Annotated in this window: 21 protein-coding genes; 11 read left to right on the forward strand and 10 right to left on the reverse strand. The window is 66.7% G+C overall.

Annotated features, from left to right (window positions below; genetic code table 11):
• Positions 1-138 precede the first annotated feature (138 nt).
• Positions 139-372: a hypothetical protein gene (locus P0086_RS22165; RefSeq protein WP_112600276.1), complete on the forward strand. Its 234-nt coding sequence runs from the start codon at positions 139-141 to the stop codon at positions 370-372.
• 73 nt (positions 373-445) lie between these two features.
• Here P0086_RS22165 and P0086_RS22170 read toward each other — a convergent pair whose 3' ends face one another.
• The 3 genes from P0086_RS22170 to P0086_RS22180 all read right to left on the reverse strand — a co-directional run bounded on the left by P0086_RS22170 (position 446) and on the right by P0086_RS22180 (position 6739).
• A complete protein-coding gene (locus tag P0086_RS22170) occupies positions 446-2095 on the reverse strand; it encodes an MJ1477/TM1410 family putative glycoside hydrolase (protein ID WP_275789977.1) in 1650 nt (549 codons plus the stop codon).
• A gap of 223 nt (positions 2096-2318) precedes the next feature.
• Positions 2319-5507 carry an efflux RND transporter permease subunit gene (locus P0086_RS22175; RefSeq protein ID WP_112600278.1) on the reverse strand — a complete coding sequence of 1063 codons (3189 nt, stop codon included), beginning with the start codon at positions 5505-5507 and terminating at the stop codon, positions 2319-2321.
• The gene (locus tag P0086_RS22180) at positions 5507-6739 is read right to left on the reverse strand and encodes an efflux RND transporter periplasmic adaptor subunit (RefSeq protein WP_275789983.1); all 1233 of its coding nucleotides are present in this window, start codon (positions 6737-6739) and stop codon (positions 5507-5509) included. The genes P0086_RS22175 and P0086_RS22180 overlap by 1 nt, the downstream gene beginning before the upstream one ends.
• 266 nt (positions 6740-7005) lie before the next feature.
• Here P0086_RS22180 and P0086_RS22185 point away from each other — a divergent pair, with 266 nt between their 5' ends.
• From P0086_RS22185 to P0086_RS22200, 4 genes are all read left to right on the forward strand, one after another.
• Positions 7006-7824 (forward strand): cyclase family protein, encoded by an 819-nt coding sequence (locus P0086_RS22185; RefSeq protein WP_275789986.1) that lies wholly within the window; start codon positions 7006-7008, stop codon positions 7822-7824.
• 72 nt (positions 7825-7896) lie between these two features.
• Positions 7897-8304, forward strand: coding sequence for a carboxymuconolactone decarboxylase family protein (locus P0086_RS22190; protein ID WP_112600281.1), 408 nt, complete (start codon positions 7897-7899; stop codon positions 8302-8304).
• A 201-nt stretch (positions 8305-8505) separates the two neighbouring features.
• Positions 8506-9192 (forward strand): L,D-transpeptidase, encoded by a 687-nt coding sequence (locus P0086_RS22195; protein ID WP_112600617.1) that lies wholly within the window; start codon positions 8506-8508, stop codon positions 9190-9192.
• A gap of 107 nt (positions 9193-9299) precedes the next feature.
• Positions 9300-11984 carry a UvrD-helicase domain-containing protein gene (locus P0086_RS22200; protein ID WP_275790052.1) on the forward strand — a complete coding sequence of 895 codons (2685 nt, stop codon included), beginning with the start codon at positions 9300-9302 and terminating at the stop codon, positions 11982-11984.
• Between the two features lie 121 nt (positions 11985-12105).
• Here P0086_RS22200 and P0086_RS22205 read toward each other — a convergent pair whose 3' ends face one another.
• Complete coding sequence (locus P0086_RS22205) at positions 12106-12942, reverse strand: hypothetical protein (protein ID WP_275789991.1); 837 nt, start codon at positions 12940-12942, stop codon at positions 12106-12108.
• Positions 12943-13194: 252 nt separating this feature from the next.
• On the opposite strand from P0086_RS22205, the gene P0086_RS22210 reads away from it, so the two are divergent.
• Positions 13195-13629, forward strand: a complete 435-nt coding sequence (locus tag P0086_RS22210) for a hypothetical protein (RefSeq protein ID WP_112597763.1) — start codon at positions 13195-13197, stop codon at positions 13627-13629.
• Between the two features lie 302 nt (positions 13630-13931).
• Here P0086_RS22210 and P0086_RS22215 read toward each other — a convergent pair whose 3' ends face one another.
• From P0086_RS22215 to P0086_RS22225, 3 genes are all read right to left on the reverse strand, one after another.
• Entirely contained in the window at positions 13932-15032 is a 1101-nt protein-coding gene (locus tag P0086_RS22215) for a DUF2778 domain-containing protein (protein WP_275789994.1), read from the reverse strand.
• Between the two features lie 561 nt (positions 15033-15593).
• Positions 15594-15797, reverse strand: coding sequence for a DUF1059 domain-containing protein (locus P0086_RS22220; protein ID WP_112597765.1), 204 nt, complete (start codon positions 15795-15797; stop codon positions 15594-15596).
• A gap of 139 nt (positions 15798-15936) precedes the next feature.
• Positions 15937-17406, reverse strand: a complete 1470-nt coding sequence (locus tag P0086_RS22225; RefSeq protein WP_345799324.1) for an amidase — start codon at positions 17404-17406, stop codon at positions 15937-15939.
• Positions 17407-17782: 376 nt separating this feature from the next.
• Here P0086_RS22225 and P0086_RS22230 point away from each other — a divergent pair, with 376 nt between their 5' ends.
• Positions 17783-18274 (forward strand): CreA family protein, encoded by a 492-nt coding sequence (locus P0086_RS22230; protein WP_112597769.1) that lies wholly within the window; start codon positions 17783-17785, stop codon positions 18272-18274.
• 54 nt (positions 18275-18328) lie between these two features.
• Here the strand turns inward: P0086_RS22230 and P0086_RS22235 are convergent, their stop codons facing one another.
• From P0086_RS22235 to P0086_RS22245, 3 genes are all read right to left on the reverse strand, one after another.
• Positions 18329-18820, reverse strand: a complete 492-nt coding sequence (locus P0086_RS22235; RefSeq protein ID WP_275789999.1) for a hypothetical protein — start codon at positions 18818-18820, stop codon at positions 18329-18331.
• Positions 18821-18901: 81 nt separating this feature from the next.
• Entirely contained in the window at positions 18902-19540 is a 639-nt protein-coding gene (gene pncA / locus P0086_RS22240; RefSeq protein WP_112610044.1) for a bifunctional nicotinamidase/pyrazinamidase, read from the reverse strand.
• A gap of 185 nt (positions 19541-19725) precedes the next feature.
• Positions 19726-20190, reverse strand: a complete 465-nt coding sequence (locus P0086_RS22245) for a chemotaxis protein CheW (protein ID WP_018326507.1) — start codon at positions 20188-20190, stop codon at positions 19726-19728.
• A gap of 268 nt (positions 20191-20458) precedes the next feature.
• Between P0086_RS22245 and P0086_RS22250 the strand changes: the two genes are divergently transcribed.
• The 4 genes from P0086_RS22250 to P0086_RS22265 all read left to right on the forward strand — a co-directional run bounded on the left by P0086_RS22250 (position 20459) and on the right by P0086_RS22265 (position 23505).
• Entirely contained in the window at positions 20459-20617 is a 159-nt protein-coding gene (locus P0086_RS22250; protein WP_275790018.1) for a hypothetical protein, read from the forward strand.
• A gap of 135 nt (positions 20618-20752) precedes the next feature.
• Positions 20753-21352 carry an SCO family protein gene (locus tag P0086_RS22255; RefSeq protein ID WP_112597775.1) on the forward strand — a complete coding sequence of 200 codons (600 nt, stop codon included), beginning with the start codon at positions 20753-20755 and terminating at the stop codon, positions 21350-21352.
• A gap of 12 nt (positions 21353-21364) precedes the next feature.
• Positions 21365-22495, forward strand: a complete 1131-nt coding sequence (locus tag P0086_RS22260; RefSeq protein WP_112597777.1) for an NAD(P)/FAD-dependent oxidoreductase — start codon at positions 21365-21367, stop codon at positions 22493-22495.
• Between the two features lie 131 nt (positions 22496-22626).
• Positions 22627-23505: a 50S ribosomal protein L11 methyltransferase gene (locus tag P0086_RS22265; protein ID WP_148179236.1), complete on the forward strand. Its 879-nt coding sequence runs from the start codon at positions 22627-22629 to the stop codon at positions 23503-23505.
• Positions 23506-23647 lie beyond the last annotated feature (142 nt).

A 23647-nucleotide genomic window follows, 5' to 3' on the forward strand; every position in this document is an offset into this window, starting at 1 on the left:
ATGGGCAACCCGCAGGGCATCTGTCCAGAGGTGTTTCGCAAGCCCTCCGCACCTTTGTGCGCGCCTATGTTATTAATTTGTAATATACAACGTATTGGCGGATAATTGCAGCCGTGGATGGAAAGAGGAGCGCAAGCCATGAGCCAGCGCAGCGTCTGGACAGTCATCGCCATCGTCATCCTGCTGGCGATCCTGACGGTCAGCTATCGGATCACAAGCGAAAGAGGCACGACCGAAACCACGGCCATGCCCCCGCCCCCGTCCAGCGAGCAGACGGGTTCGACGACCACAGGCAGCGCAATGCCTTCCACCGGCACGACGACGGAACCAAAGCCGGTCGAGGGCATGCAACAGCCGGCAACGGGCAACTGATAGCGCCCCTGCCGGGCTGCACCGGCGCGCCCCGCACTCTCGCGGGGCCTGCTGGCCTTGCGTATCAGACCCCTCAGAAGATCAGGAAATCCGCAGCCGTCAGGTCCAGGCCGGCGTCCGCTCTCGCAATCCGGACGGCCTCCCCCTTGCCCGAGCCGTCGGCGTCATAGAAGAGGTCGCCCGTCCGGCCGTGATAGATGATCCGGTCATTGGCATCCTGTGCCGCCGCACCGACGACGAAGGCCGACCGCGCGAGTTCGCCGGCCTTCAGCGCCGCGAACACGTCGCTGTCGAGCAGGATGCGGTCCTGCGTCACGTCGAAGTCGGCGATCGTGTCCACATTGCCCTTGCCCGGCTTCGTGTCGAAGACGAACTGGTCCCGCCCCGATCCGCCGGAAAGGCTGTCCCTGCCGGAACCGCCGCTGAGACGGTCGTCGCCGCCGCCGCCGATCAGGGTATCGGCACCGCTCCCGCCTGAAAGCCCATCCTTGCCCGCACCCGCGGAAAGCCGGTCGTCGCCCGAACCGCCGCTCAGCGCGTCGTTGCCGGTTCCTCCGGAGAGGCGGTCGTCGCCGTCGCCGCCATAAAGCCTGTCCTTGCCGGCCCCGCCGGAAAGGCTGTCCCTGCCGCCGTTGCCGTAGAGCTTGTCGCTGCCGTCGCGCCCGTCCACCCGGTCGTTGCCGGACAGCGCCTCGATCCTGTCGGCCAGCTTGGAGCCGCGCAGCGTATCGGCGTTCTTCGTCGGCTTGATATAGGCGGGGTCGCCGTCATGGGTGCCGACCAGGCGGTCGAGATCGCGATCGGGTGCCGCGAACGGGATGAAGCCGTCCTCGAGCGCCAGCTTGTTGAACTGCGCGACCCGCGTGCTGCCGTTGACGTAGTCGACGGCGAACACCGACTTGCCGTTCTTGAGGAAGTCCCGCTTCAGGATCGCGATCGTCTCCTCGTCCGGGTTGAGCCGGTTGTTCTCGTCGGCGTCGCCGCCATAGTAGACGTCCTCCACCGCAATGCCGCCGATGGCGTCCAGATAGGCCTTCTTGCGCGCGGTGTCGGAGCCGAGGTCGTTGATGATCCAGGCGCCGTTCTGCGGGATGACGAAGAAATCGGGATTGGTCTCGCGCGCATGCTCGGTCAGCGCGACGATGAAATCGACCATGCGCTGCGCCGCCTGCTTGACGTTCTTAGGATCGCCTGCCTCCCGGTCCTTGTCGGCGACCTCGGCGCCCCAGAAATAATAGCCGTCGACGATGTCGAGATAGGCCGCGTCGAAGCCGACCTTGACGATGGCGTCGAGATCGCCGGTCTTCTGGTCGTTGAAGATGATCTTCTGCCAGTCCGGATCCCAGTAGCGGACCTTGCGCGATTCCGGCCAGTCCGGATTGAGCGGCCCGAGCCAGTCCGGCGCCTTGTCGGTCAGCTTGTCGGGCGCATCCCCGCCCGTGGTCCATTCCTCGCGCCAGTAGTCGCGGAAATCCGAGGCCTCACCGATCGAGATGTAGGAGACGACCACCGAGCGGCCGCCCATGCCGTCCTTCATGCGCGCGATCTCGTCGTGCGAGAAGCGGCCGGCATTCGTGCCGTCGCGCGAGGAATCGATCACCAGAAGGTCGTGGGTCGCCTGGGCGAGCTGGTCGGCGCGCGCGTCATTGCCGTTCAGCCCCTGCAGGGCGTAGCCCCAGTTGTCGACCGTGACGGTCCCCGTGGACGTCCTGAATTTCACCATGGCACTGCTCGATCCCGTTTCATCCTGCACACTCGCCCGAGCCGGCACGCCATCAGGCGCCGGTCACAGCGGAGCGATCCTGGGCGATCAATACGACGCGAATGCTAACGAGCGATGGCTTGCGACCGGCAATTGCAAAGAGGGTTGCCGAGGGATGAAGATCATGCCCGGCCTGTCGGATGGTCTCGCCGGCGCAGACGAACGACACCGGCCGGCGTTCGCCTCATTCCGCGGCCTGCGCCGGCGGGGGCGGCAGCAGTTCGCGCCCCTCCATGTCGATCGCCTTCGGCCCGAGGCCGGCGGCCGCCTCCATCTCCCGCCGCAGCCGCCGTTCCTCGTCGGCATGCGGCTTGCTGAAGCGGGCGATGGTGAGATAGGCGACCGGCGTCAGGTAGAGGGTCACGACGGCGGCGAGCCCGAGGCCGCCGACGAGCACCCAGCCGAGCGCGATGCGGGCTTCCGCGCCCGCCCCGCTCGCCAGCACGAGCGGCAGCGCACCGACGACGGTTGCGATCATCGTCATCATCACCGGCCGCAGGCGGATGTTGGAGGCGTCCTCGATGGCGCTCCGCACGTCCTGGCCGCGATCGCGCAGCTGGTTGGCGAATTCGACGATCAGGATGCCGTTCTTGGCCATGATGCCGACGAGCAGCACCAGGCCGATCTGGCTGTAGATGTTCAGCGAAGTGCCCGTCAGGATCATGGCGAAGATGGCGCAGGCAAGCCCGAGCGGCACCGTCGTCATGATGATCAGCGCGCTGACGACGCTTTCGAACTGGGCGGCGAGCACGAGGAAGATGATGACGAGCGCGAAGCCGAAGGTGATGATCAGGCCGTTGGTGTTCTCATCCAGCGTCGCGGCCTCCGCCATCGGAATGAGGCGCGAGCCCGGCGGCAGCAGCGGCTCGGCCATCTGCTCGACCATCTTCAGCGCGTCGCCGAGCGCAAGCCCGCCCTTCAGCCCCGCCGAAAGCGAGACGGCGCGCAGCTGCTGCTCGCGGGAAAGCTGCGGCGCCACCGCCTTCTCCTCGAGCGTCGCGATCGACGACATCGGCACGATCTTGCCGTCGCCCGTCTTGAGGAAGATGTTCTCCAGGTCGGTCGGGTCGTTGACCGGGTTGGTCGTCGACGAGATGACGACCGGATAGGCCTGCCCCTCCACATAGACGTCGACGATGCTCGTTCCCTCGAGAATGGCCTTCAGCGCCGCCGACAGCCCGTTGATGTCGATGCCGAGGTCGGAGGCGCGCTCGCGGTCGATGGTGACCGACAGCTGCGCCTGGTTCGCCTCGTAGTTCAGGCGGACGTTCTCGAACCGGCCGCTGTCCTCGATCTTCCTGACGAGCTCCGCCGCCGCCCGTCCGAGCTTGTCGTAGTTGTTGCCGACAAGCGCCACCTGCAGGCCGTTTCCGGCGCCGCGGATGCCGAGGCTGTTGGGCTGGATGGCGAAGGCGCGCACCGAAGGCACCGCGGCCGCCGCCGCATTGATGTCGGCGACGATCTGCTGCTGGGTGCGGTCCCGCTCGCTCCAGGGGGCGAGCGTGAGCACCATGAAGCCGCTGTTGGTCGAGCCGCCCTGCCCCGAAACCGAGTAGATGTTGACGATCTCGCCGTTGTCGTAGAGCGGCCGCAGCTTTTCCTCGATCAGGCGCATCTGGTCCTGTGCATATTCCAGCGATACGCCCTGCGGCGCCTGGATGCGCATCATCACCAGCGAGCGGTCCTCGCTGGGGGTCAGCTCGGATTTCAGCGACAGGAACGATCCGGCGCCGAAGGCGGTGAACAGCAAGGCGACGGCGAAGACGACCATCGGCGCGTTGAGGCAGGCCTTCAGCGTGCGGCGATAGAAGCCGGCGCAAAAATTGCCGAACCGCCCGAGGATGCCGCCGTGGCCATGCTCGACATTCTCCTTCGTCAGCATGCGCGAGGCGAGCATCGGGCACAGCGTCAGCGCGACGAAGCCCGACAGAAGCAGCGCAAACGCCAGCACGAAGCCGAATTCGCGGAAGAGCCGGCCGGTCTGGCCCGGCAGGAAGGACAGCGGCACGAACACCGCGCAGAGCGTCGCGGTCGTGGCGATGACGGCGAAGAACACCTCCAGCGTCCCGAGCACGGCCGCCGCCCGCGGGCCCAGTCCCTCGGCGCGCCGCCGCACGATGTTCTCCAGCACCACGATCGCATCGTCGACGACGAGGCCGGTGGCCAGCACGATGGCAAGCAGCGTGAGGATGTTGACCGAGAAGCCGGCGAGATAGATGGCCGCGATCGTGCCGATCAGCGCGATCGGCATCGAGATCGTCGGGATGAGCGTGGCGCGCCAGTCGAGCAGGAACAGGTAGATCACCAGCGTCACGATCGCCACGGCGACCAGGAGCGCGATCTCGACCTCGTGCAGCGCCCCGTCGATGAAGACGGCGTCGTCGCTCGTCACCCTGAGTTCCGTGCCCTCGGGCAGGATGTCCTTCAACTGCTCGACGGTGGCGCGGATGCCTGCGGAGATGTCGAGCGTGTTGGACTGCGCCTGGCGGATGATGCCGAGGCCGATGCCGGGCTTTCCGTTCGAGCGCAGCGCCGTCGTGCCGTCGTCGGGGCCGAGCGTGATCGTCGCCAGATCGCCGAGCCGGACGCGGTTCTGCAGCATCAGGTTCTCGAAGTCTTCCGGCGTGGCGAGGTCGGCCGTGGCCCGCACGGTGATGTCCTGGTTCATACTGGTGAGCGAACCGGCCGGCACGTCGAAGGACGCCGTCTCCAGCGCATCGCTCAGGTCCGCGATGGTGAGGCCGCGGCTGGCGAGCTTCGCTTGGTCGATATCGACGCGGAACACCTTTTCCTGTTCGCCGGACACGTCCACGTCCGCGACGCCTTCGACGGCGGCGAGCCGGTCGGTGACCTCGTTCTCCGCCAGAAGCGTCAGGTCCTCCATCGACAGCCGGTCGGAGGTGAGCGCCAGCCGCATGATCGGCTGGCTGTCGGCGTCAGCCTTGACGACGCGCGGTTCCTCTGCCCCGTCGGGGATCTGGTTGGCGACGCGGCCGAGCGCATCGCGCACGTCGTTGGCCGCCTGGCTGACGTCGGTCGTGTCGGAAAACTGCAAGGTGACGCGGCTGCGCCCGAACGACGAGGTCGAGGAGATGTCCTTGATCCCCTGCACGCGCGACACGGCACCTTCGATCACGTCCGTCAGTTCGCGGTCGACCGTCTCGGGCGAAGCGCCCTCGAATTCCGTCGTCACGGTGATGACCGGCTGGTCGACCGACGGCAGCTCGCGGATCTCGACGCCGCTGAAAGCGGCGAGCCCGGCGACGACGATCAGCGTGTTGACGACGAGCGCGAAGATCGGCCGGCGTACGAACAGCGCCGTGAACCCGCCCTGCCCGCCGTGGATGTCGGTCTCGCCGGTCTTTGCCGCCATCACGTTCCCTCCGCGGCAGCCGGCTGGCGCGGCCGGCCTTCGGCACCCAGTACCTTGACGTCGGCGCCGTCACGCAGCCGCTGCAGCCCCTCGGTCGCGACGACCTCGTTGTCGTCCAGCTTGGCGTCGACGAGCACCCGGTCGGGATTGCGCTGGATGATCTTCACCGGCACCTTCTGCGCCTTGTCGCCGGCGATCCGCCAGACATAGGAGCCGTCGGCGCTCCACTGCAGCGCCAGCGGGTCGACGCTCGGGTAGCGGTCGCCCTCGAAGTGCATGTTGACGGAGAACGACATGCCGGCCCGCAGGATGTCCTGCGGGTTGTCGATCCGCGCCCGGATCCTCAGCGTGCGGCTTGCCTGGTCGATGCGGTTGTCGATCGCCTCGACCGAGCCGGTGAACACCTCGCCGGGCCGGGCGATCGCGGTGGCGGAGATCGGGCCGCCGACGCGGACCTTCGTCGCGAAGCGTTCCGGCACCCAGAAATCGACGAGGATGTCGGAGCGGTCATCGACCCGGGCGATCTCGCTCGACGTGGTGACGTAGTCGCCGACATTGACGAGGATGATGCCGACCACGCCGTCGAAGGGCGCGTTGATGTCGCGGCGGTGCAGGTCGAGCTCGGCCTTCTGCAGCGCCAGTTCCGCCGCCTTCAGCTCGTCGCGCGCGTCCTGGATGGCGACGTCCGTGACGGCCGCAGCCGCCTTCAGGTTCTCGTAGCGCTTCAGCTTGTCGCGCGCCCGGTCGCGGGTCAGGCGGGCCTGGTCTGCGGCGATCTTCTGCTCGTCGTTGTCGAGCCGCGCCATTACCTGTCCCTGCGCCACCCGGTCGCCGGATTTCACGAAGACGTCGATGAGGTTGCCGGTCGAATAGGGCGTCACGATCACCGAGCGGATCGCCTCGCCGTCGCCGATCGCGTTGAGGCGGTCGTTGACGACCGCGAGCTCGACCGGCCGCGTCACGACGAGCGTCGGACCGCCGAAGCCGCCGGCCTGGCGCCGGCCGCCGCCCTGTCCACCCTGCCCCTGTCCACCCTGCCCCTGTCCCTGGCCCCCACCCTGTCGCTGCCTGCCGCCTTCGGCCGCATCCGCCGGGGCCATCCAGGACACGATCCCGTCGGGAACGCCTGCAGCCTTCATCGTATCGGCTGCGCCGGGCGCAAGCCGTCCCCAGACGACGATGCCGACGCCGACGACGGCGAGGCTGACAAGCAGTTGCTTCCAAACGCGCATCCAGGACTCCGGACATGACACGGCCTTCCGCCCGAAGGGCGGTTCGCCGAACGGGCCAAGTATCATGCCTGACCCATGAACCGGCAATGAAAGAATGCGATCATTACGTATTTGTAAGGTTCGCGCGAAAATTCGTTCGCCACCGGTGCTGGTTGCAGCAATCCGCTGTGCTGACGGGGCCCCGCCCGCTTGATAGCCTTCGCATCGGGCGAACCGGGTTCGCCTCGTCTCCATGGACAGTGTATCTTTTCGGAAAGGGGAATGCGATGTGCGACGCTTGTGTGATTGAATCCGTCAAGAGGAACATGCTTTCCAGGCGCAACCTGTTTCGCGCCGCAGCCGCAGGTGCGGCCACGGCTGCGGTGGCTGCCACCGCCCCCCTCGGGCCGGTGCTCGCCGCCGCCCCGACCGGCGTGGCGGACCTGACCCACGAACTCCATGAGGAATTTCCGACCTATTTCGGTCCGCAGCAGTTCTTCCGCGAGCAGAAGTTCAACTTCAAGGAGCATTCCTTCAACCTGTTCGAGCTGCGCTACGGCGAGCACACGGGCACCCATCTGGACGCGCCACTGCATTTTTCCGCCGACGGCCTCTCGGTCGCCGAAATCCCGGTCGAAAATCTCGTCGTTCCGCTCGTCGTCATCGACATTCGCGAAAGGGCTGCGGCCAACCCGGACGCGCAGTTGACGCCCGACGACATCAAGGCCTGGACGGCCGCCAACGGCGACATCCCCGACAATGCCTGCGTCGCCTTGAACTCCGGCTGGTCGAAGCATCTCGGCACCGACACGTTCCGCAACGCCGACGCCGACGGCAAGCTGCACTTCCCCGGCTTCCACGTCGAAGCGGTCGAGGCCCTGCTCGAGACGAAGGCGGCCGGCATCGCCGTCGACACGCTCTCGCTCGACTACGGCCTTTCGCCGGATTTCGCGGCCCACAATGCCTGGCTTCCGGCCGGCCGCTGGGGTCTCGAGGCGATCGCCAATCTCGACAGCCTGCCCGCGAAGGGCGCCACGCTCGTCGTCGGGGCGCCCAAGGTGCGCGGCGGCACCGGCGGTCCGTCCCGCGTGATCGCCCTTCTGTGAGGCTTGCCGATCTGAAGCTTGCCAAGACCGGCGGCCGCCGCCGCCGGTCCAACTCCAAGAGGAAGCGTCCCCATGAGCACCGTCAAGCCTGCCCCCGACCTCGAGGCCGATCCCCGCGTGAAGGCCGTCTTCGACGATATCCGCGCCACGCGGAAATCCGACTTCATCAACAACATGTGGCTCTATCTCGCCTTCGACCCGGCGTTGCTCGAAAGCACCTGGCGCGACGTCAAGGCGATCATGGCGACGCCGTCGGTGCTCGATCCGCTGGTCAAGGAGATGCTCTACATCGCCGTCTCGGCCACGAACGGCTGCAGCTACTGCGTTCATTCGCACACGGCGGCGGCGAAGGCCAAGGGCATGACCGAGGCCCAGCACGCCGAGCTTCTCTCGATCATCTCGCTCGCGGCGCGGACCAACCAGCTCGCGACCGCCCTGCAGGTCCCCGTCGACGGAGTGTTCGACGCCGACCGCAACTAGGCTGGCATCCGGGAGCGTTGCCGAAGCGCACCACCGGCGCGCCGACATGCGCCGGCGGCCGGGGCGGCGCACAGGCTTTGCTTGAAGGAACCGCGGCCGCCGTGACAAAGATGTGATCGCAGACCCGCCTTGCGTTCACGCAGACAACTTCGCTACGGATCACAGCACCCGCACAACCCCGCCTCGAAAGACCCGCATCGCATGTCGCCCACTTCCCGGAGAACGTTCCTACTGGCAGCCGCGTCGGCGGCACTGGCAAGCTGCTCCACGTCCATGCCGCGTGGCTACGCCCCCGTCCCGGTCGCGCCCCGGCGTCCCATCGTGCCGCCGAGCGATGCGGAGCTGCAGGTGATGTACGGCCCGGTCGAGGACGGCGGCTTCCTGATTCCCCCGGTGCCCTACCAGGAGATCGACCCGCAGTTCTACCGCCAGCGGGTGATCGACCCGACCGGCGAGCCCGCCGGCACGGTCGTCGTCGACACCCCGAAGCGCTTCCTCTACGTCATCGAGCCGGGCGGGACGGCGATGCGCTACGGCGTCGGCATCGGCCGCGAGGGCTTTGCCTGGCAGGGCGAAGGCGTCATCCACTGGCGCCAGGCCTGGCCGCGCTGGAAGCCGCCGAACGAGATGGTCGCCCGCCAGCCGGAGCTTGCGAAATACTCCATCGAGAACGGCGGCATGGAGCCGGGCCTGAAGAACCCGCTCGGCGCGCGCGCCCTCTATATTTTCCAGAACGGCGAGGACACGCTCTATCGCCTGCACGGAAATCCGGAATGGCGTTCGATCGGCAAGGCGGTCTCCTCCGGCTGCGTCCGCCTGATGAACCAGGACGTGATCGACCTCTACACCCGCGTGCCGCAGCACGCCCGCATCGTCGTCTACCAGTAGGAGACGCCCGTTCCCTCATGTCCGGCCGCCCGCTTGCCGGCAGGCGACCGGAATAAAAGAGGAACGCGCAACTGGCCTTTCGGCCCCGAATCACTACATTGGGCCGCATGATGAGCGGTTACGACGACATTCCCTTCTTCGACGACGACGATCCGGCGCTGAAGAAGGCCCCTGCCCCCGGCCCGAGGTCCCCGGCAGCCCCTTCCACGGCCGGACCGGGCCCGACCGGCGGCATCGCCGCGCGCGCCATGGCCGCCCGCGATCAGCACCGCGTGCCCGACTATCTCTCCGGCCTGAACCCGGAGCAGCGCGAGGCGGTCGAGACGCTCGACGGACCGGTGCTCGTGCTCGCCGGCGCCGGCACCGGCAAGACGCGCGTCTTGACCACCCGCATCGCCCATATTCTCGCGACCGGCCGCGCCTATCCCTCGCAGATCCTCGCCGTCACCTTCACCAACAAGGCGGCGCGCGAGATGAAGGAGCGCATCGGCCTGCTCGTCGGCGGCGCCGTCGAGGGCATGCCCTGGCTCGGCACCTTCCACTCGATCGGCGTCAAGCTCTTGCGCCGCCACGCCGAGCTCGTCGGGCTGCGGTCCGACTTCACCATTCTCGACACCGACGACGTCGTCCGCCTGATTAAGCAGATCATCCAGGCCGAAGGGCTGGACGACAAGCGCTGGCCGGCCAAGCAGTTCGCCGGCATGATCGACACCTGGAAGAACAAGGGGCTGGATCCGGCGCAGATCCCCGAGGGCGACGCCCGCGCCTTCGCCAACGGCAAGGGCCGCGAACTCTACGCCGCCTACCAGAACCGCCTGAAGACGCTGAACGCCTGCGACTTCGGCGACCTGCTGCTGCACCCGATCCGCATCCTGCGCACCAATCCGGATATCCTCAAGGACTACCACCAGAAGTTCCGCTACATCCTGGTGGACGAGTACCAGGATACGAACACCGCCCAGTACATGTGGCTGAGGTTGCTGGCGCAACGGTCGACCCGTCGCCCGATCTCCCCCCTTGAGGGGGAGATGCAAGCCGCACCACGTTCCGAACCATGGGATGATACAGGCGCCTATCGGTCCGAAGGACGGCAAGGCCAGGCGGCCGTCGCGCCCGATGGCGCGCCCCCGCGGAGCGAGCCGCGCAGCGGCGACAGCGTGAGCGCAAACGAAAAGCAGCAGATAAACATCTGCTGCGTCGGCGACGACGACCAGTCGATCTATGGCTGGCGCGGCGCCGAGGTCGACAACATCCTGCGCTTCGAGAAGGATTTCCCCGGCGCCAAGGTGATCAAGCTGGAGCGCAACTACCGCTCGACCGCCCATATCCTCGGCGCCGCCGGCCACCTGATCGCCCACAACGAGGGCCGGCTCGGCAAGACGCTGTTCACCGACCGCCACGACCCCGAGGACGGCAAGGTCGTCGTCCACGCCGCCTGGGATTCGGAAGAGGAAGCCCGCGCCGTCGGCGAGACGATCGAGAGCCTGCAGCGGCCGGACAGGAACGGCCGGCGCCACAACCTCAACGACATGGCGATCCTGGTGCGCGCCTCCTTCCAGATGCGCGAGTTCGAAGACCGTTTCGTCACCCTCGGCCTGAACTACCGCGTCATCGGCGGCCCGCGCTTCTACGAGCGGCTCGAGATCCGCGACGCCATGGCCTATTTCCGCCTCGTCTGCCAGCCGGCCGACGACCTCGCCTTCGAGCGCATCGTCAACACGCCGAAGCGCGGGCTGGGCGACACCACGATCCGCAACCTGCACGACTATGCCCGCGCCCGCGACATCCCGATGCTGGCGGCGGCAGCCGACATCGTCGAGACCGACGAACTGAAGCCGAAGGCGCGCAAGGCGCTGTTCGACGTCGTCGCCGACTTCAAGCGCTGGTCGGCGCTTTTGGAGACCATGCCGCACACCGAGCTTGCCGAGCAGATCCTCGACGAGAGCGGCTACACGGCGATGTGGCAGAACGACAAGTCGGCCGAAGCCCCCGGCCGGCTGGAGAACCTGAAGGAACTGGTCCGCTCGATGGAGCAGTTCGAAAGCATGCGCGGCTTCCTCGAGCACGTCTCGCTCGTCATGGACGCCGAGCAGAACGAGGATCTCGACGCCGTCTCGATCATGACGCTTCACTCGGCCAAGGGGCTGGAATTCGAGACCGTCCTCCTGCCCGGCTGGGAGGAAGGCCTGTTTCCCCACCAGCGCGCGCTCGACGAGGGCGGTCGCGCCGGCCTCGAGGAAGAGCGCCGGCTCGCCTATGTCGGGCTGACCCGCGCCAAGCGCAACTGCCACATCTGGTTCGTCTCCAACCGCCGCATCCACGGCCTGTGGCAGTCGACGATCCCCTCGCGCTTCCTCGACGAACTGCCCGAGGCCCATGTCGAGGTCGCCGAGACCGAGCAGTCCTATGGCGGCTACGGCGGGCGCGGCGGCTACGGCCAGTCGCGCTTCGACAAGCAGGAGCCGTTCCAGAACGCCTATTCCACCCCCGGCTGGCGCCGCGCCCAGCAGAACAAGACCGACGCCACGCGCGACAACTGGGGCAGCCGCTCCGGCCATGCGGTCGAGCGCATCGGCTACGGCGAGAGCGGCCCGCGGGCGCGCACCATCGAGGGCGAACTGGTCGCGAAGTCCACCACCAGCGAGCCCTCGCGCTTTGCCGTCGGCGACCGCGTCTTCCACCTGAAGTTCGGCAACGGCAACATCGCCGCGATCGAGGGCAACAAGCTCACCATCGACTTCGACCGCGCCGGCCAGAAGAAGGTGCTGGACGGGTTCGTGGAGAAGGTGTGAGGATACGCCGTTGGAGGCGTATCCGGGTCAGCACGCGGCGTGGCACGACTTGATGCTCGCCGCACCTTCCACTATCTTCATAGAGAGTTCGTTTGCGCCGGAGCCAATCATGTCCAAGCCTCTACCCCCGCTTTTCTAAAGCTGCCGCGAGCTTCTTCCTCGCCTTCTTCTCGAAGCGCTGAATTTCCTGCGAGCTCCAGCCGTGTTTGGGCTGTGTGACCGGGTTGGCGGATTTTGCCCCTGAGAAAAAGTCCTCGGCAGGCGGCACCAGATGCCTTCGGTCCTCATGGACAGCAAGCTTCAGAACAAGGGCGCTGAGTTTCTGGAGATATCTCCAGAAGACTGAATTTCGCTTTTCTCCAAGCGTAGACAGCGATATCTCGGCATATCTGTATGCATCAACGCCGGTTTCGATCGTCTTGATGAGCCCGCTCAGCTTGCGACCAACTTCAATATTTGCAAACCCCTCGCTCGAAATCGCACCGCACATGCTGTCGAACAACTCGCCATAGGTCAGGAACTGGCGGATGGCGTATATCTCTGCAGATTCCAGCCAGTGAATGAATTGCATAAGTTCATTGGAGTCGCCGTCCTTGGATGAGGCCATATTGAACCGGAAGTCGTCTGCACCGTTCACAAGCAAGTCCAACAGCTTATCGGCCTCTGTCGGACAGAACTTCTTCTCGAAGTCGCGCATCCAAATTCGCGCATCGAAAACATAGCGGACCTGCGCCGATCGGAATTTTCGTCTTCCTTCAATCCCGGCACGCAACGCGTTAAACGCTTCACGACCGAGGTAGGCAATGCCTGCCAGGACCACGGTGGAAATGCCGGCAATGATCGCGTCCGTGAGCTCATCGGATGCGGCGCTCTCCGATGCATCCAGCCCCATTACCCCCGACACCCGCCCGATGAAATCGACATAGGCTGCGACAGCAGCTTTCAGCATATCCAGCATGGTTCCCTCCAGCACCCACCGCCGTTGACGGAACCGGATTGTGATCGGAACGCAACCAGTAGTAAAGAAGAGATAAACATCCATCCATGGTTGCCAATGGATTCGTATCTGCGGCTCGACGGGGTCAAACAGCAACCGGCGACGAAAATCTCCGATCGTGATTGGACATCTGCGCCCGGTGGAGTCACCCTTCATCCGGGGGCTGCATGAGCATTGGGGGACGGAACATCCATCCTCAAATGGGAGTCCAAGATGAAGCATCAAACAGTAGAACAACTGCGGCTTGTTGCAGAAGTCGAGACCTTTCCGGCTCAGACATTGACGCGCACGGAGCGCCTCGAGCGCTGGGCGGAACTCCTTGAGAAGAATCCGCATTGGCACCTGTCGACGCTACGCCAGACCGAACACCAGTCGCCGAGCGTCCGCAACGCCATGCGGGGTGACGGCTCGCCGATCTCAGTGGCCTTCGCCGATCCGGTCCTGCGGTCCGCCGGGCTGGCCGACGACACCTACGGCGAGGCGCGGCGGTTCTTCGAACTGTCCGACGACGAGTTGCACGAGGTCATCTGCTACTGCCACTACGGATCGGCCGTGAGCGCCGGAACGGCGGCGGCACAGATCCGGGCCATCCTGGCACCGAAGCCTCCGGGCTTCTTTGCCGTACTGCGCCGGCTGTTCATGGCATAGCGCCCTCATCGTCCGGATGTCGGCAAGGACCGTCCGGATACGGGATCGCATGCGGGCACGGCACCTGCGGGAGCGGGTCCGTGCGCGGCGCCGCGCGTGCGGGCGCTTTCAACGCGCCGGCGTCGCCGGAAGAACGCCACGAGCGAGAGAATTCAATTCCGCCGGTCGGCATGCCCGGCCGGCGATGGCTGCCGGCAATACGCCGCTGGACGCCGGAGTTCGATGTCGGACGCCGGAAGATGGCTCGTGGCCTCATCGGCGTGCCGCCGGAAATGCCCCTTTGGGAGTGTCCCCTTGCAGGACTAGATTCGCTTGCCGATCAGCGAGGCCAGCCGCGAACTGCCGATGCTGGGCACGACGACCAGCGTGTCGATCTCGCCCCGCTTGAAGGCGGCGAGGAAGCGCGGATAGTTCTTGAACGCCACGCAGCCATGCGAGTTACCGCTCGCCCCCAGCAGGTAGGAATGCGTCAGGAGACCGGTCCGGCCGAGCGGGTGCTGGCCGTCGACCGAGGTCATCCGCAGGGCCTGCACGCCATGGAACAGCTTCTCGCGCATGGAGAGCTTGAAGGTGCCGGGCGGCGTCGGGCCGCGCATCTTCATATGGGCGTAACGCGGGTTGTCGCGCATCTTGCCGATGCCGGAATGGGCCTCCAGCCGCTCGCCGTTCGGCAGGTGCACGATCCCGGCGGAGATGTCGTAATAGGCGGTGCGTCCCCGCGCCTTCCGGCCGAAGCCGCTGAACAGGCCGGGCCGCGTCTGCCGGACCTCGTCGTCGTCCTTCAGCTGCGACGGGCTGGCATAGGCGAGTTCGCGCGCGGCAGGCTTCGCGGGCTGGCGCTCGCTGGCCGCGTCGTCGACCTTCGCCAGCCGCCGCGGCCGGGCCTCCGGCAGCGGGATCGTGTCGGGCAGGCCGAGTTCGGCCGCCTCCTCCGGAAGGACCAGGTCGAAGGGCTTGTCGAGCGGCTGGCGCGCAACGTTCGGATCGACGAGCGCGGTGACCAGCGACGTCTGCACGGTCACATCCGCCGCCGCCACGGTGCCGGCCTCGGCCCGCGAGAAGCCGGCCAGCGCATAGGCCTTGGCCGTCCTTGCCGTCTCGCGCTCGATCTTGGCGGCGGCGAGAGCGGCGCGCCGGTCGTAGTGTTCCTTGATCACCGAGACCGTGAGGCCCGCCGGCCAGAGCTGGTCGGCCGGCGTCTTCGACAGCCGCGAGAACTTCTTCACGCGAATGTTGCGTTCGCCCGGCGTCTTCTTCACCGGCGGCATTTCGAGAGAGGCCTGCAGCCGCCCCTGCTTAGCGGCAGCGGCCGGCGAGGCAGCGGGCTGGACCGTGGCGAGCCCGGCCGCGACCCAGGCGCCGGCGGCGAATGCAAGGCCCATGGCCATCGCGCCGAAGAGCATGCCGCGCGTGGTCCTGAGGATGGAGCGCCCCCCGGAACGGGAGGGATGGTCACCGCACGCAACGACAAATGACGCCATGATACTCGTTACCCAAACTACTGGTTACTCGATCCGGCGCCAATCGAACGGATTGTCGTCGGGACCGGCCTGATGGCGTCGCAGCGCCCGCTTCTGGGCGCCCCGTGCCATGCACGCTGGTCGAAACAATGACCGAAATGCTGTCAAACTATGGTAAGCAAATCCTTTACGGCGTCCCGGATTGCGCCGGTCGGACGGGGCGGCGGGCTGGTCGAGGACGTAAATCATCCAGCGTTTTCAACGGCATTGATGGCGAAAAACGCCGGTGAAAATTTTCTCGCGGGCCGCGGGCCGGGCGCCGGCGGGCCGATGAAATACTTTACCTGCTAATGAAGGAGAAAGGGCGGGAACGAGGCGCGAGCCGGCCCGCCTGGACGACAATGTGGCGGATGAGACGCAAACGCGGCCACCGCGCGCAAGGGGTGTCCGCGCGATCCTCGTCGCCCGTCAGGTGCCGGGCCGAATCCGGCCGGTTGCGGTGTTTCAGGCCACCTTCAGCGGCGGCATGCCGTCATGGATGGCCTTGCGGATCTCGGCGCGGAAGGCCGGCGTGTCCTGGTGGCCATGAACGCTCACCGCGTGCAGCACGGCGGCGTTGACCAGTTCCTCCTCGCTGTCGGCGGAGATGGCGATCGTGCACTTCATCACGCTCGGAAATTCCCGGCAGTCGATGTATCTGCGCCCCATGGATCCCTCCCGATGCCCGGCGGCCCGGATGCGGCCGCACCGTCTTGAGGATACGTCCGCTCCGCGCAATCGCCAAATCACAATGCCCGGCGCCCAGTGCCCGGCACCCAGGGGCGCCCGGCACTGGCCCCCTGATGCTTCAGCCGATCGCGGGCAGCCGTGCCGCCCAGCCGGTTTGCGCCTCATAGCTTGCGGCGACCTGCAGCACCGCCCGGTCCGCGCGCGGCGGTCCGATGATCTGGATGCCGGCGGGCAGCCCCTCCGCGCCGAATCCGGCCGGCATGGCGGCCACGGGCAGCCCGGCCATGGTCGGCCCGATCACCACCTCCATCCAGCGGTGATAGGTGTCCATCGCCCGTCCCGCGATCGCCTGCGGCCAGTGCATGGTCGCGTCGAAGGGGAACACCTGCGCTGCCGGCAGCACCAGGAATTCGTACCGCTCGAACAGGGCCAGCACGTATCGGTACCAGTCGCTGCGGATCGCAGAAGCCGCCGCGACCTCGGCGGCCGAAAGCCTCAGCCCGTTCTCGATCTCCCAGCGCAATTCCGGCTTCATCATCGCCCGTCTGTCCGCATCGTCGTAGTCGGCCGCCTGCGCCGATGCGACGAGGAAATGGCGGTACGTCCTCCAGCCCTGCCAGAGGCGGTCCATGTCGAAGCCCGGCGGCACCTCGGCGACGGATGCCCCCATCGCGACGAAGGCGTCGAGCGCCGAACGGCAGAGCTCCAGGACGCCGGGCTCGAACGGCAGGTGGCCGCCGAAGTCGCCGAGCCAGCCGATCCTGACCCCGGCGAGATCCCCTGCCCGGCCCGGCGCAAGATCCTCGCGCGGCAGCGACAGCGGATCGCGGGCATCATGGCCCGCCTGGATCGCAAGCAGCGCCGCCACGTCGGCGACGCTCCGCCCCATCGGTCCGTTCACCGCATGCTGGCCGAGAAAGAGCTCGTTGCCGAGCGAGGGCACGCGGCCGAAGCTCGGCCGGAAACCGATGACGTTGTTGAAGGCCGCCGGGTTGCGCAAGGACCCCATCATGTCGCTGCCGTCGGCGACGGGAACGAGCCGCGCGGCCAGCGCCGCCGCCGCCCCGCCGGACGAACCGCCGGCACTCTTCGTCCGGTCGTAAGGGTTGCGCGTGACGCCGAAGACGTCGTTGTAGGTATGCGAGCCGAGCCCCATTTCCGGCGCATTGGTCTTGCCGATGATGATGGCCCCGGCGGCACGGATGCGCTCGACATGGATGTCGTCAAAGTCCGGGACGAAATCGCGGTAGAGGCGCGAGCCGTAGGTGCATCGCACGCCCCTGGCCTCCGAGAGATCCTTGACCGCGAACGGCATGCCGTGCAGCCATCCGCGCGACCGCCCCTCCGCAAGCGCCCGGTCCGCCGCCGCGGCCTCCTCCATCAGTTCATCTGCCTCCCTCAGGCTGACGATCGCGTTGACGAGCGGGTTGACCGCCTCGATCCGCTCGAGGAAGGCCTGCATCACTGCCCGGCAGGAGACGCTGCGGGCATGGATGCGCAGCGAGAGTTCGGTTGCGGACAATGCCGTCAATTCATCCACTTCGGCTTCCTTCTTCTTCGGCATTCTTCGCTTTGGCATGCAATCCATAGCGCACCCGCTCTCCGGCGCAAATCGTAAGCCCCCGGAAATCCGCCCACCGCGACGGGGATGAAGGGGGCTCGGTCGGCCTCCCCCGTTGCTCCCGGCTTCCAGCCGCCCTAACGTCTCCCGGAATCACCCGAGGAAGGCACCGAGAAGGATCGAGAATACGAGCTGACCATCACCGATCCGCAGAGCGTCCTCGCGACGATCGCGGCGGCAAAGGCGCCCTGAAGCCCGCGCGGACTGCGCCTCGCCATTGCAAAGCGCATCAGAGGACCTAAGTGATGGGCAGAAGGTCTGCTGCAATGCATGAGACTTTCCGCATATCGCCTTGAATCGATTCCGTTTCATCGCCCCCATCGAACCCACGGAGAACGCCCGCATGACCGCTTCCCGCCTTCGCATCGCCCTGGCTGCAGGCCTTGCCCTCTTTGCCACAGGCACGCTGGCCGACACGGTCGGCGAGGTGGGAGTGGACTGGATGGGCAACGACATCCTGATCGATGCCGTCAGCGACCCGGACGTCGCAGGCGTCACCTGCCACATCACCTATTTCGACCGCGGCGTGCTCGACCGGCTGCAGAAGGGCAACTGGTTCGAGGATCCCTCCAACAACGCCATCGCCTGCCGGCAGACCGGCCCGATCACGATCGGGGAGATCGACCTGTCGAAGGGCGGCGAGGAGGTGTTCAAGTCGGGCCTGTCGCTGATCTGGAAGAAGCTGGTCGTCACCCGCATATACGACCGCAAGAACGACACGCTGATCTATCTCGCCCATTCACGCGAACTGACCGACGGCTCGGCGAAGATGTCGATCTCCACCGTGCCGCTGTTCGGCGAGAACGTCACCTGGACGAACGGAAAGCCGCAATAGGCCGGATCGCTCCGGGCCCATTGCGGCCGCCTCCTCCGTGACTGCCGGCTACAGCTACATGACGATGAAGGTCACGCTGCCGTCGCCGTTCTGCTGGACGGAAATCACGTTGTCGACATCGACCTGCTGCGCTTTCAGCGCCGCGACCAGGTCCGGATTCGAGCGGATGTCGGACTGCAGCTTCCGCACATCCGCGCCATGACTGTCGGAAAGCAGCCGGTACTGCTCGCGGGTGTCCTCGTCGGAAACCTCGTCGACGCGCATCACCGAGATCCTGGTGATGTCGACGGCCTTGAAGTCGCCGACGCCCGATACGGTCGGTGCGATGGCGCCGGTGCTCATCATGTCCATGTCCTGCCCGCCGGCCTGCTGGCCGCCGCTGGCGTCGGGCGGGTTCATCGGGTCATGCGACGCCTGTGCCATCTCGATGGCGGGACGCGGGGTCGGGACCGGCACGGTCATGCCGTCGATCGTCGTCGCGGCAAGCGCAGGAGCGGCGATCGCGCCGGCAAGCAGAATGGACGAAAGGGTTGCGAACGGTTTCATGATGGTCTCCCTGCAGCGCTTCCTGCGCCTTCGCAAAGACAAATGTCGCTCGCCGCCATTTGTTCCGACCACAGGCCGGCATCACCCCGCGCGGGCCTCGCGCAGGATGTCGGCCTCCGTCACGGTCACGACACCCGCCGCCGCCATGGCCTGCTCGGCGGCCGCGATCGTCTCGGGCGCAATCCCGCGGCTCAGGTCCTCGATGAAGCGCACGCGCACGCCGGGAAGCATCTCGACCGCATCGATCGCCGAGGCCTGCACGCAATAGTCCGTCGCAAGCCCGCCGATGTCGATCTGCGTCACGCCGCGCGTGCGCAGGTAGTCCGCAAGCCCCGTATGGGCCGTCCGGTCGTTGTCGCGAAAGGCGGAATAGCTGTCCACCTCGCGGTCCATGCCCTTTTTCTGGATGTAGTCGATCCGCGTGACGTCGAGCGCGGGATGTAGCGCGGCATCCTCCGTGTGTTCGACGCAGTGGTCCGGCCACAGCATCTGCGGCTTGCCCTTCAGTTCCCCCATCTCGAAAGGCGCCCGTCCGGGATGGCTGGAGGCGAAGCTGCCGTGGTCGGCGGGATGCCAGTCCTGCGAGGCGACGATCAGGTCGTAGCCGCCTTTCGCCATCAGCCGGTTAGCCACCGGGATGACTTCGTCGCCCCCGGGAACGGCTAGGTTCCCGCCCGGGCAGAACCCGGACTGAAGGTCGATGAGCAGCAGGCATTTCATGATGGGCACTCCATATCCTTGTCGTATCGTCCGGGATCGGCTCCCAGGCTACGATCAAGCATGGAGCATGGCATTGCGAAGAATCAAGGGGATGCAGGGATCGGCGGGACGAAAATGCCGCACGCGCGAAAACCCCGGCGACGTCCGTCCCGGGGTTCTGGCCGGCGACAGCCGCGCTTTCGGGATCAGGCGGCCTGCGCCAGCTCGTCGGCGATCACGGTGTCGAGGTTGAGGAAGCAGACCATCGTCTTTTCCAGGGCGACGATGCCGCGGCAGAAGGCGCGCTGGGCTTCCGGGATGATCTCCGGCGCCGGCTGCAGGTCTTCGCTCTTGATGGTCATCATGTCCGAGACCTGCTCCACGAGGAGGCCGACGAGCTTGCCGGCGATGTCGGTGACGATGATCGCCGAACGCTCGGACGGCTCGGTCATCTTCATGCCGAGACGGCAGGCCATGTCGATGACCGGGATCACCGCGCCGCGCAGGTTGATCAGGCCGAGCACGTAGGGCGGGGTGTGCGGCATCGGGGTCACCGGCGCCCAGCCGCGGATCTCGCGGATCGCCATGATGTCGATGCAGAATTCCTGGTCTCCGAGGTGGAAGGAGACGATTTCGAGATATGCGCCGGATTGCTTGATGGCGTTGGACATGGATCGGAGTTCCCAGATTCGGCCGAGGGATCGCAACTGCGCTCAAGGCCTGTGCGGCCGGCGGACCTCATGCCCGAGAGGCCAGGACGGCCCATACGCTTTCGCAAGCTTTGCAGAGACAGATTAAGCAAACGCTAAGAATCCATGTGAACGTTCGGGATCGGCACAGCGCGCGGCATTGCGGCCCGCTCCCGCCCGACCGCGGCAAGGTCTCGCAGCGTCACGCTGCCCCATTCCGGTCGGGCCGCACCTGCGCTAGAATGCGACCATGACACCTGCCCGCCACACTCTCCGCGCCGTCGTCCTCCTCTCTTCCGGGGCGGCCGTGCTTGTCACGCTCTCCACACTGGCCTTCGCCGGCTGGCTCGAGCATGGCTCGTCGATCTTCCTCTCCATGGCCGAAACCGGGCTGTCCTGGTGCTTCTGACGGCGCCGGGCCGGCAGGGCCGTCCCTGGCCGCGCCTGCTTGCGGCAAAAGGTACATTTGCCCAGGGCGCCAGGACGGACTAAGAAGCGGTCTCAACGGCCGCGCCGCGGCCGACCTGCCGATGACGGATTGCCCATGAAGACCGTACGCATCATTCTCTGGATCGCCATTGCCCTCCTCGCCGGCCTGCTCGGCTGGCTGACGCTGGAGATGACGCGAACCGACGACCAGCTGGCCGAAGGCCCCTTCGGCGTCCCCTTCAGCCTGGTGGCGCAGGACGGCAGCCCCATCACCGAGAAGGCGTTCACCGGCAAGCCGACCGCGCTGTTCTTCGGCTTCACCCATTGCCCGGAAGTGTGCCCGACCACGCTGTTCGAGCTCGACGGCTGGCTCGCCAAGACCGATCCTGACGGCTCGAAGATGCAGGCCTACTTCATCACGGTCGATCCGGAACGCGACACGCCGGAGGTCCTCGGCGCCTATGTTTCCAACGTTTCCAAGCGCGTCACCGGCATTTCCGGTCCGGCCGACAAGGTGATGGACATGGTCAAGGGCTTCCGCGTCTACGCCCGCAAGGTTCCGGTCGACGAAAGCCAGCCGGACGGCGAATACACCATGGACCACACGGCCTCCGTCTTCCTTCTCGATAGCGACGGCCGGTTCCGGGGCACCATAGCCTATGGCGAGAACCCCGATGTTGCCGTACAAAAGCTGGAGAACCTCATCAAGGGATAGGAACCTCCGCCCATGGTTTTACGCGCCGACACCTCGATCCTCATCGCCGGCGCGGGACCCGTGGGACTGGCGCTGGCGCTCGAACTGGCCCGTCGCGGCATCAGGCCGCGGATCGTCGCAGAGACCGATGGCCCGGTGGCCGAGAACGAAAGCCGGGCGCTCGGCGTCAACGCCCGCACCCTGATGCTGCTCGGCCCCTCCGGCGTCGCCGGCGACATCCGCGCCCAGGCGCTGCCGATCGAGGGTCTCCAGCTTTCCTCGCTCGGCGCCCCGCTGCTGCGGATCCGCACCGACCGGTTCCGCGGACCGGGGCCGGCACTCAGCATCCTGCCGCAGGGCGTCACCGAGCGCCTGCTTCTGGAGCGGCTGCGGGCGTTCGAGATCGAACCGGAATGGCATACCAGGGTCAACGGCGTCGACGGCACGCCCGATGCGCCCGAGGTGACGCTGGTGCGCAACGACGACAGCGGCGAAACCGTCAGGCCGACGATCCTCGTCGGCGCCGACGGCGCCCATTCCATGGTGCGCAAGGCCTGCGGCTTCGGCTTTCCGGGCGACGCGCTCGACAACCTGTTCTTCCTCGCCGACTATGCCTATGACGCCCCGGTCGACGCCACGCATGGACGGGTGCAGTTCTTCAATCCGGGCGTGCTGGCCTGCATCCCGGTCCGCGCCAACGTGTTGCGCTACATCTCCACGCTTCCGGACTACGAAGACCGCATCGTCCATCCGCGCCCGAACGGCGAGCAGCGCTGGCGCTCGCAATTCACCGTCAGCTTCCGCCACGTCGAGGCGATGTCGGAGGGCCGCGTCTACCTCGCCGGCGACGCCGCCCACATCCATTCGCCGATCGGCGCCCGCGGGATGAACCTCGGCATCGAGGATGCCTGCTGGCTCGCCTGGCTGATCGCCGAGGGCCGCGAGGCGGAATATTCGAAGCTGCGGCTGCCGGCAGTGCGCGGCGTGCTCCGCCAGACGCGCATGCTGACCGCGATGGCGACGATGGATCAGCCGGCCTCGCTGGCGTTGCGAAACCGGATCCTGCCGCTGATGGCCCACCTCCCCTTTGCAGAGAGGGCGCTCGTCCGCCGGATCGCCGGCATGGACACTCCACACCCGCCCTGGCTCGCCGCCCCGCAGTGATGCGCTTTGCGGCAGGCGCCGAACGTGCTACTGCGCCGCGGGCCGGATGGCGGCGCGTTGGCCGCCGCACGACCCGGCACGGGAAATGGCCAGGGCATGCCGTCCGGCCGGCAAGCAGGAAAACCGAGACCTTGAGCGAGATCCGCCTTTTCATCACCACGACCGAAAAGAACGCCGAAGCGATCCTGTCGCTGATGACCGACGCCTTCGAGGACGAGGGCTATGCGATCGCCACCATGGAGATCGACGAGAAGCGCGACATCTGGGAAGCCTCGCTGTACCTGATGGCCGACGAGGAAGAGGAGATGCGGGCGCGGTTCGCAGCACTGGTGAAGCCCGCCTTCCCCGCAGCCAGGATCGAGCGCGAGGACATTCCCGACGTCGACTGGATCGCCAAGTCGCTGGAGGGCCTGCAGCCGGTGCGGGCCGGGCGCTTCGTCGTCCACGGCTCGCATGATCGTGACACCGTACGCCCGGGCGAGATCGCAATCGAGATCGACGCCGGCCAGGCCTTCGGCACCGGCCATCACGGCACGACCGCCGGCTGCCTCGAAGTGATCGAGCGGGTGATGCGCTCGCGGAAGATCCGCTCCGCGCTCGATCTCGGCACCGGCAGCGGCGTGCTCGCCATCGCCGCCCGCAAGCTCGCGCCCATTCCGGTGCTGGCCACCGACATCGACCCGATCGCCACCAGGGTCGCCCGCGAGAACGTGCGCAAGAACGGCATCGCCAGCGGCATCGTGCTGGAAACGGCGACCGGCTTCCACCACACGGCCTTCCGCCGCCATGGCCCCTTCGACCTGATCATCGCCAATATCCTGGCCCGCCCGCTGATGCGAATGGCACCGCAGCTGGCCGCTCACCTCGCCCCCGGCGGCCAGGTCGTCTTGTCCGGCATCCTCGCCAACCAGCGCTGGAAGGTGATCGCCGCCTATTCCGGCGCCGGGCTGCGCCACGTGCGCACCATCTGGCGCAACGGCTGGGTCACGATCCACCTCGACCGTCCCTGATTTCCTGACAGAAAACCTCCCGGCCGCGCAGGGATGCGACCGGGAGGCATGACCGAAAAGGTCTCAAGAAAGAGAAAAGGCGGTGCCGGAGGCACCGCCTATGGACCGGTTTCCCGGCCTGTCCGCGAGCTGGGAGGAGGAT

It is taken from the genome of Mycoplana sp. MJR14 (assembly GCF_029210525.1).
Lineage (GTDB): Bacteria > Pseudomonadota > Alphaproteobacteria > Rhizobiales > Rhizobiaceae > Mycoplana.

Coding starts and splice junctions, on each gene's coding strand:
- P0086_RS22165 (WP_112600276.1), top strand. CDS start 139: ATGAGCCAGCGCAGCGTCTGGACAGTCATCGCCATCGTCATCCTGCTG.
- P0086_RS22170 (WP_275789977.1), bottom strand. CDS start 2,095: ATGGTGAAATTCAGGACGTCCACGGGGACCGTCACGGTCGACAACTGG.
- P0086_RS22175 (WP_112600278.1), bottom strand. CDS start 5,507: ATGGCGGCAAAGACCGGCGAGACCGACATCCACGGCGGGCAGGGCGGG.
- P0086_RS22180 (WP_275789983.1), bottom strand. CDS start 6,739: ATGCGCGTTTGGAAGCAACTGCTTGTCAGCCTCGCCGTCGTCGGCGTC.
- P0086_RS22185 (WP_275789986.1), top strand. CDS start 7,006: ATGTGCGACGCTTGTGTGATTGAATCCGTCAAGAGGAACATGCTTTCC.
- P0086_RS22190 (WP_112600281.1), top strand. CDS start 7,897: ATGAGCACCGTCAAGCCTGCCCCCGACCTCGAGGCCGATCCCCGCGTG.
- P0086_RS22195 (WP_112600617.1), top strand. CDS start 8,506: ATGTCGCCCACTTCCCGGAGAACGTTCCTACTGGCAGCCGCGTCGGCG.
- P0086_RS22200 (WP_275790052.1), top strand. CDS start 9,300: ATGATGAGCGGTTACGACGACATTCCCTTCTTCGACGACGACGATCCG.
- P0086_RS22205 (WP_275789991.1), bottom strand. CDS start 12,942: ATGCTGGATATGCTGAAAGCTGCTGTCGCAGCCTATGTCGATTTCATC.
- P0086_RS22210 (WP_112597763.1), top strand. CDS start 13,195: ATGAAGCATCAAACAGTAGAACAACTGCGGCTTGTTGCAGAAGTCGAG.
- P0086_RS22215 (WP_275789994.1), bottom strand. CDS start 15,032: ATGCTCTTCGGCGCGATGGCCATGGGCCTTGCATTCGCCGCCGGCGCC.
- P0086_RS22220 (WP_112597765.1), bottom strand. CDS start 15,797: ATGGGGCGCAGATACATCGACTGCCGGGAATTTCCGAGCGTGATGAAG.
- P0086_RS22225 (WP_345799324.1), bottom strand. CDS start 17,406: ATGGATTGCATGCCAAAGCGAAGAATGCCGAAGAAGAAGGAAGCCGAA.
- P0086_RS22230 (WP_112597769.1), top strand. CDS start 17,783: ATGACCGCTTCCCGCCTTCGCATCGCCCTGGCTGCAGGCCTTGCCCTC.
- P0086_RS22235 (WP_275789999.1), bottom strand. CDS start 18,820: ATGAAACCGTTCGCAACCCTTTCGTCCATTCTGCTTGCCGGCGCGATC.
- pncA (WP_112610044.1), bottom strand. CDS start 19,540: ATGAAATGCCTGCTGCTCATCGACCTTCAGTCCGGGTTCTGCCCGGGC.
- P0086_RS22245 (WP_018326507.1), bottom strand. CDS start 20,190: ATGTCCAACGCCATCAAGCAATCCGGCGCATATCTCGAAATCGTCTCC.
- P0086_RS22250 (WP_275790018.1), top strand. CDS start 20,459: ATGACACCTGCCCGCCACACTCTCCGCGCCGTCGTCCTCCTCTCTTCC.
- P0086_RS22255 (WP_112597775.1), top strand. CDS start 20,753: ATGAAGACCGTACGCATCATTCTCTGGATCGCCATTGCCCTCCTCGCC.
- P0086_RS22260 (WP_112597777.1), top strand. CDS start 21,365: ATGGTTTTACGCGCCGACACCTCGATCCTCATCGCCGGCGCGGGACCC.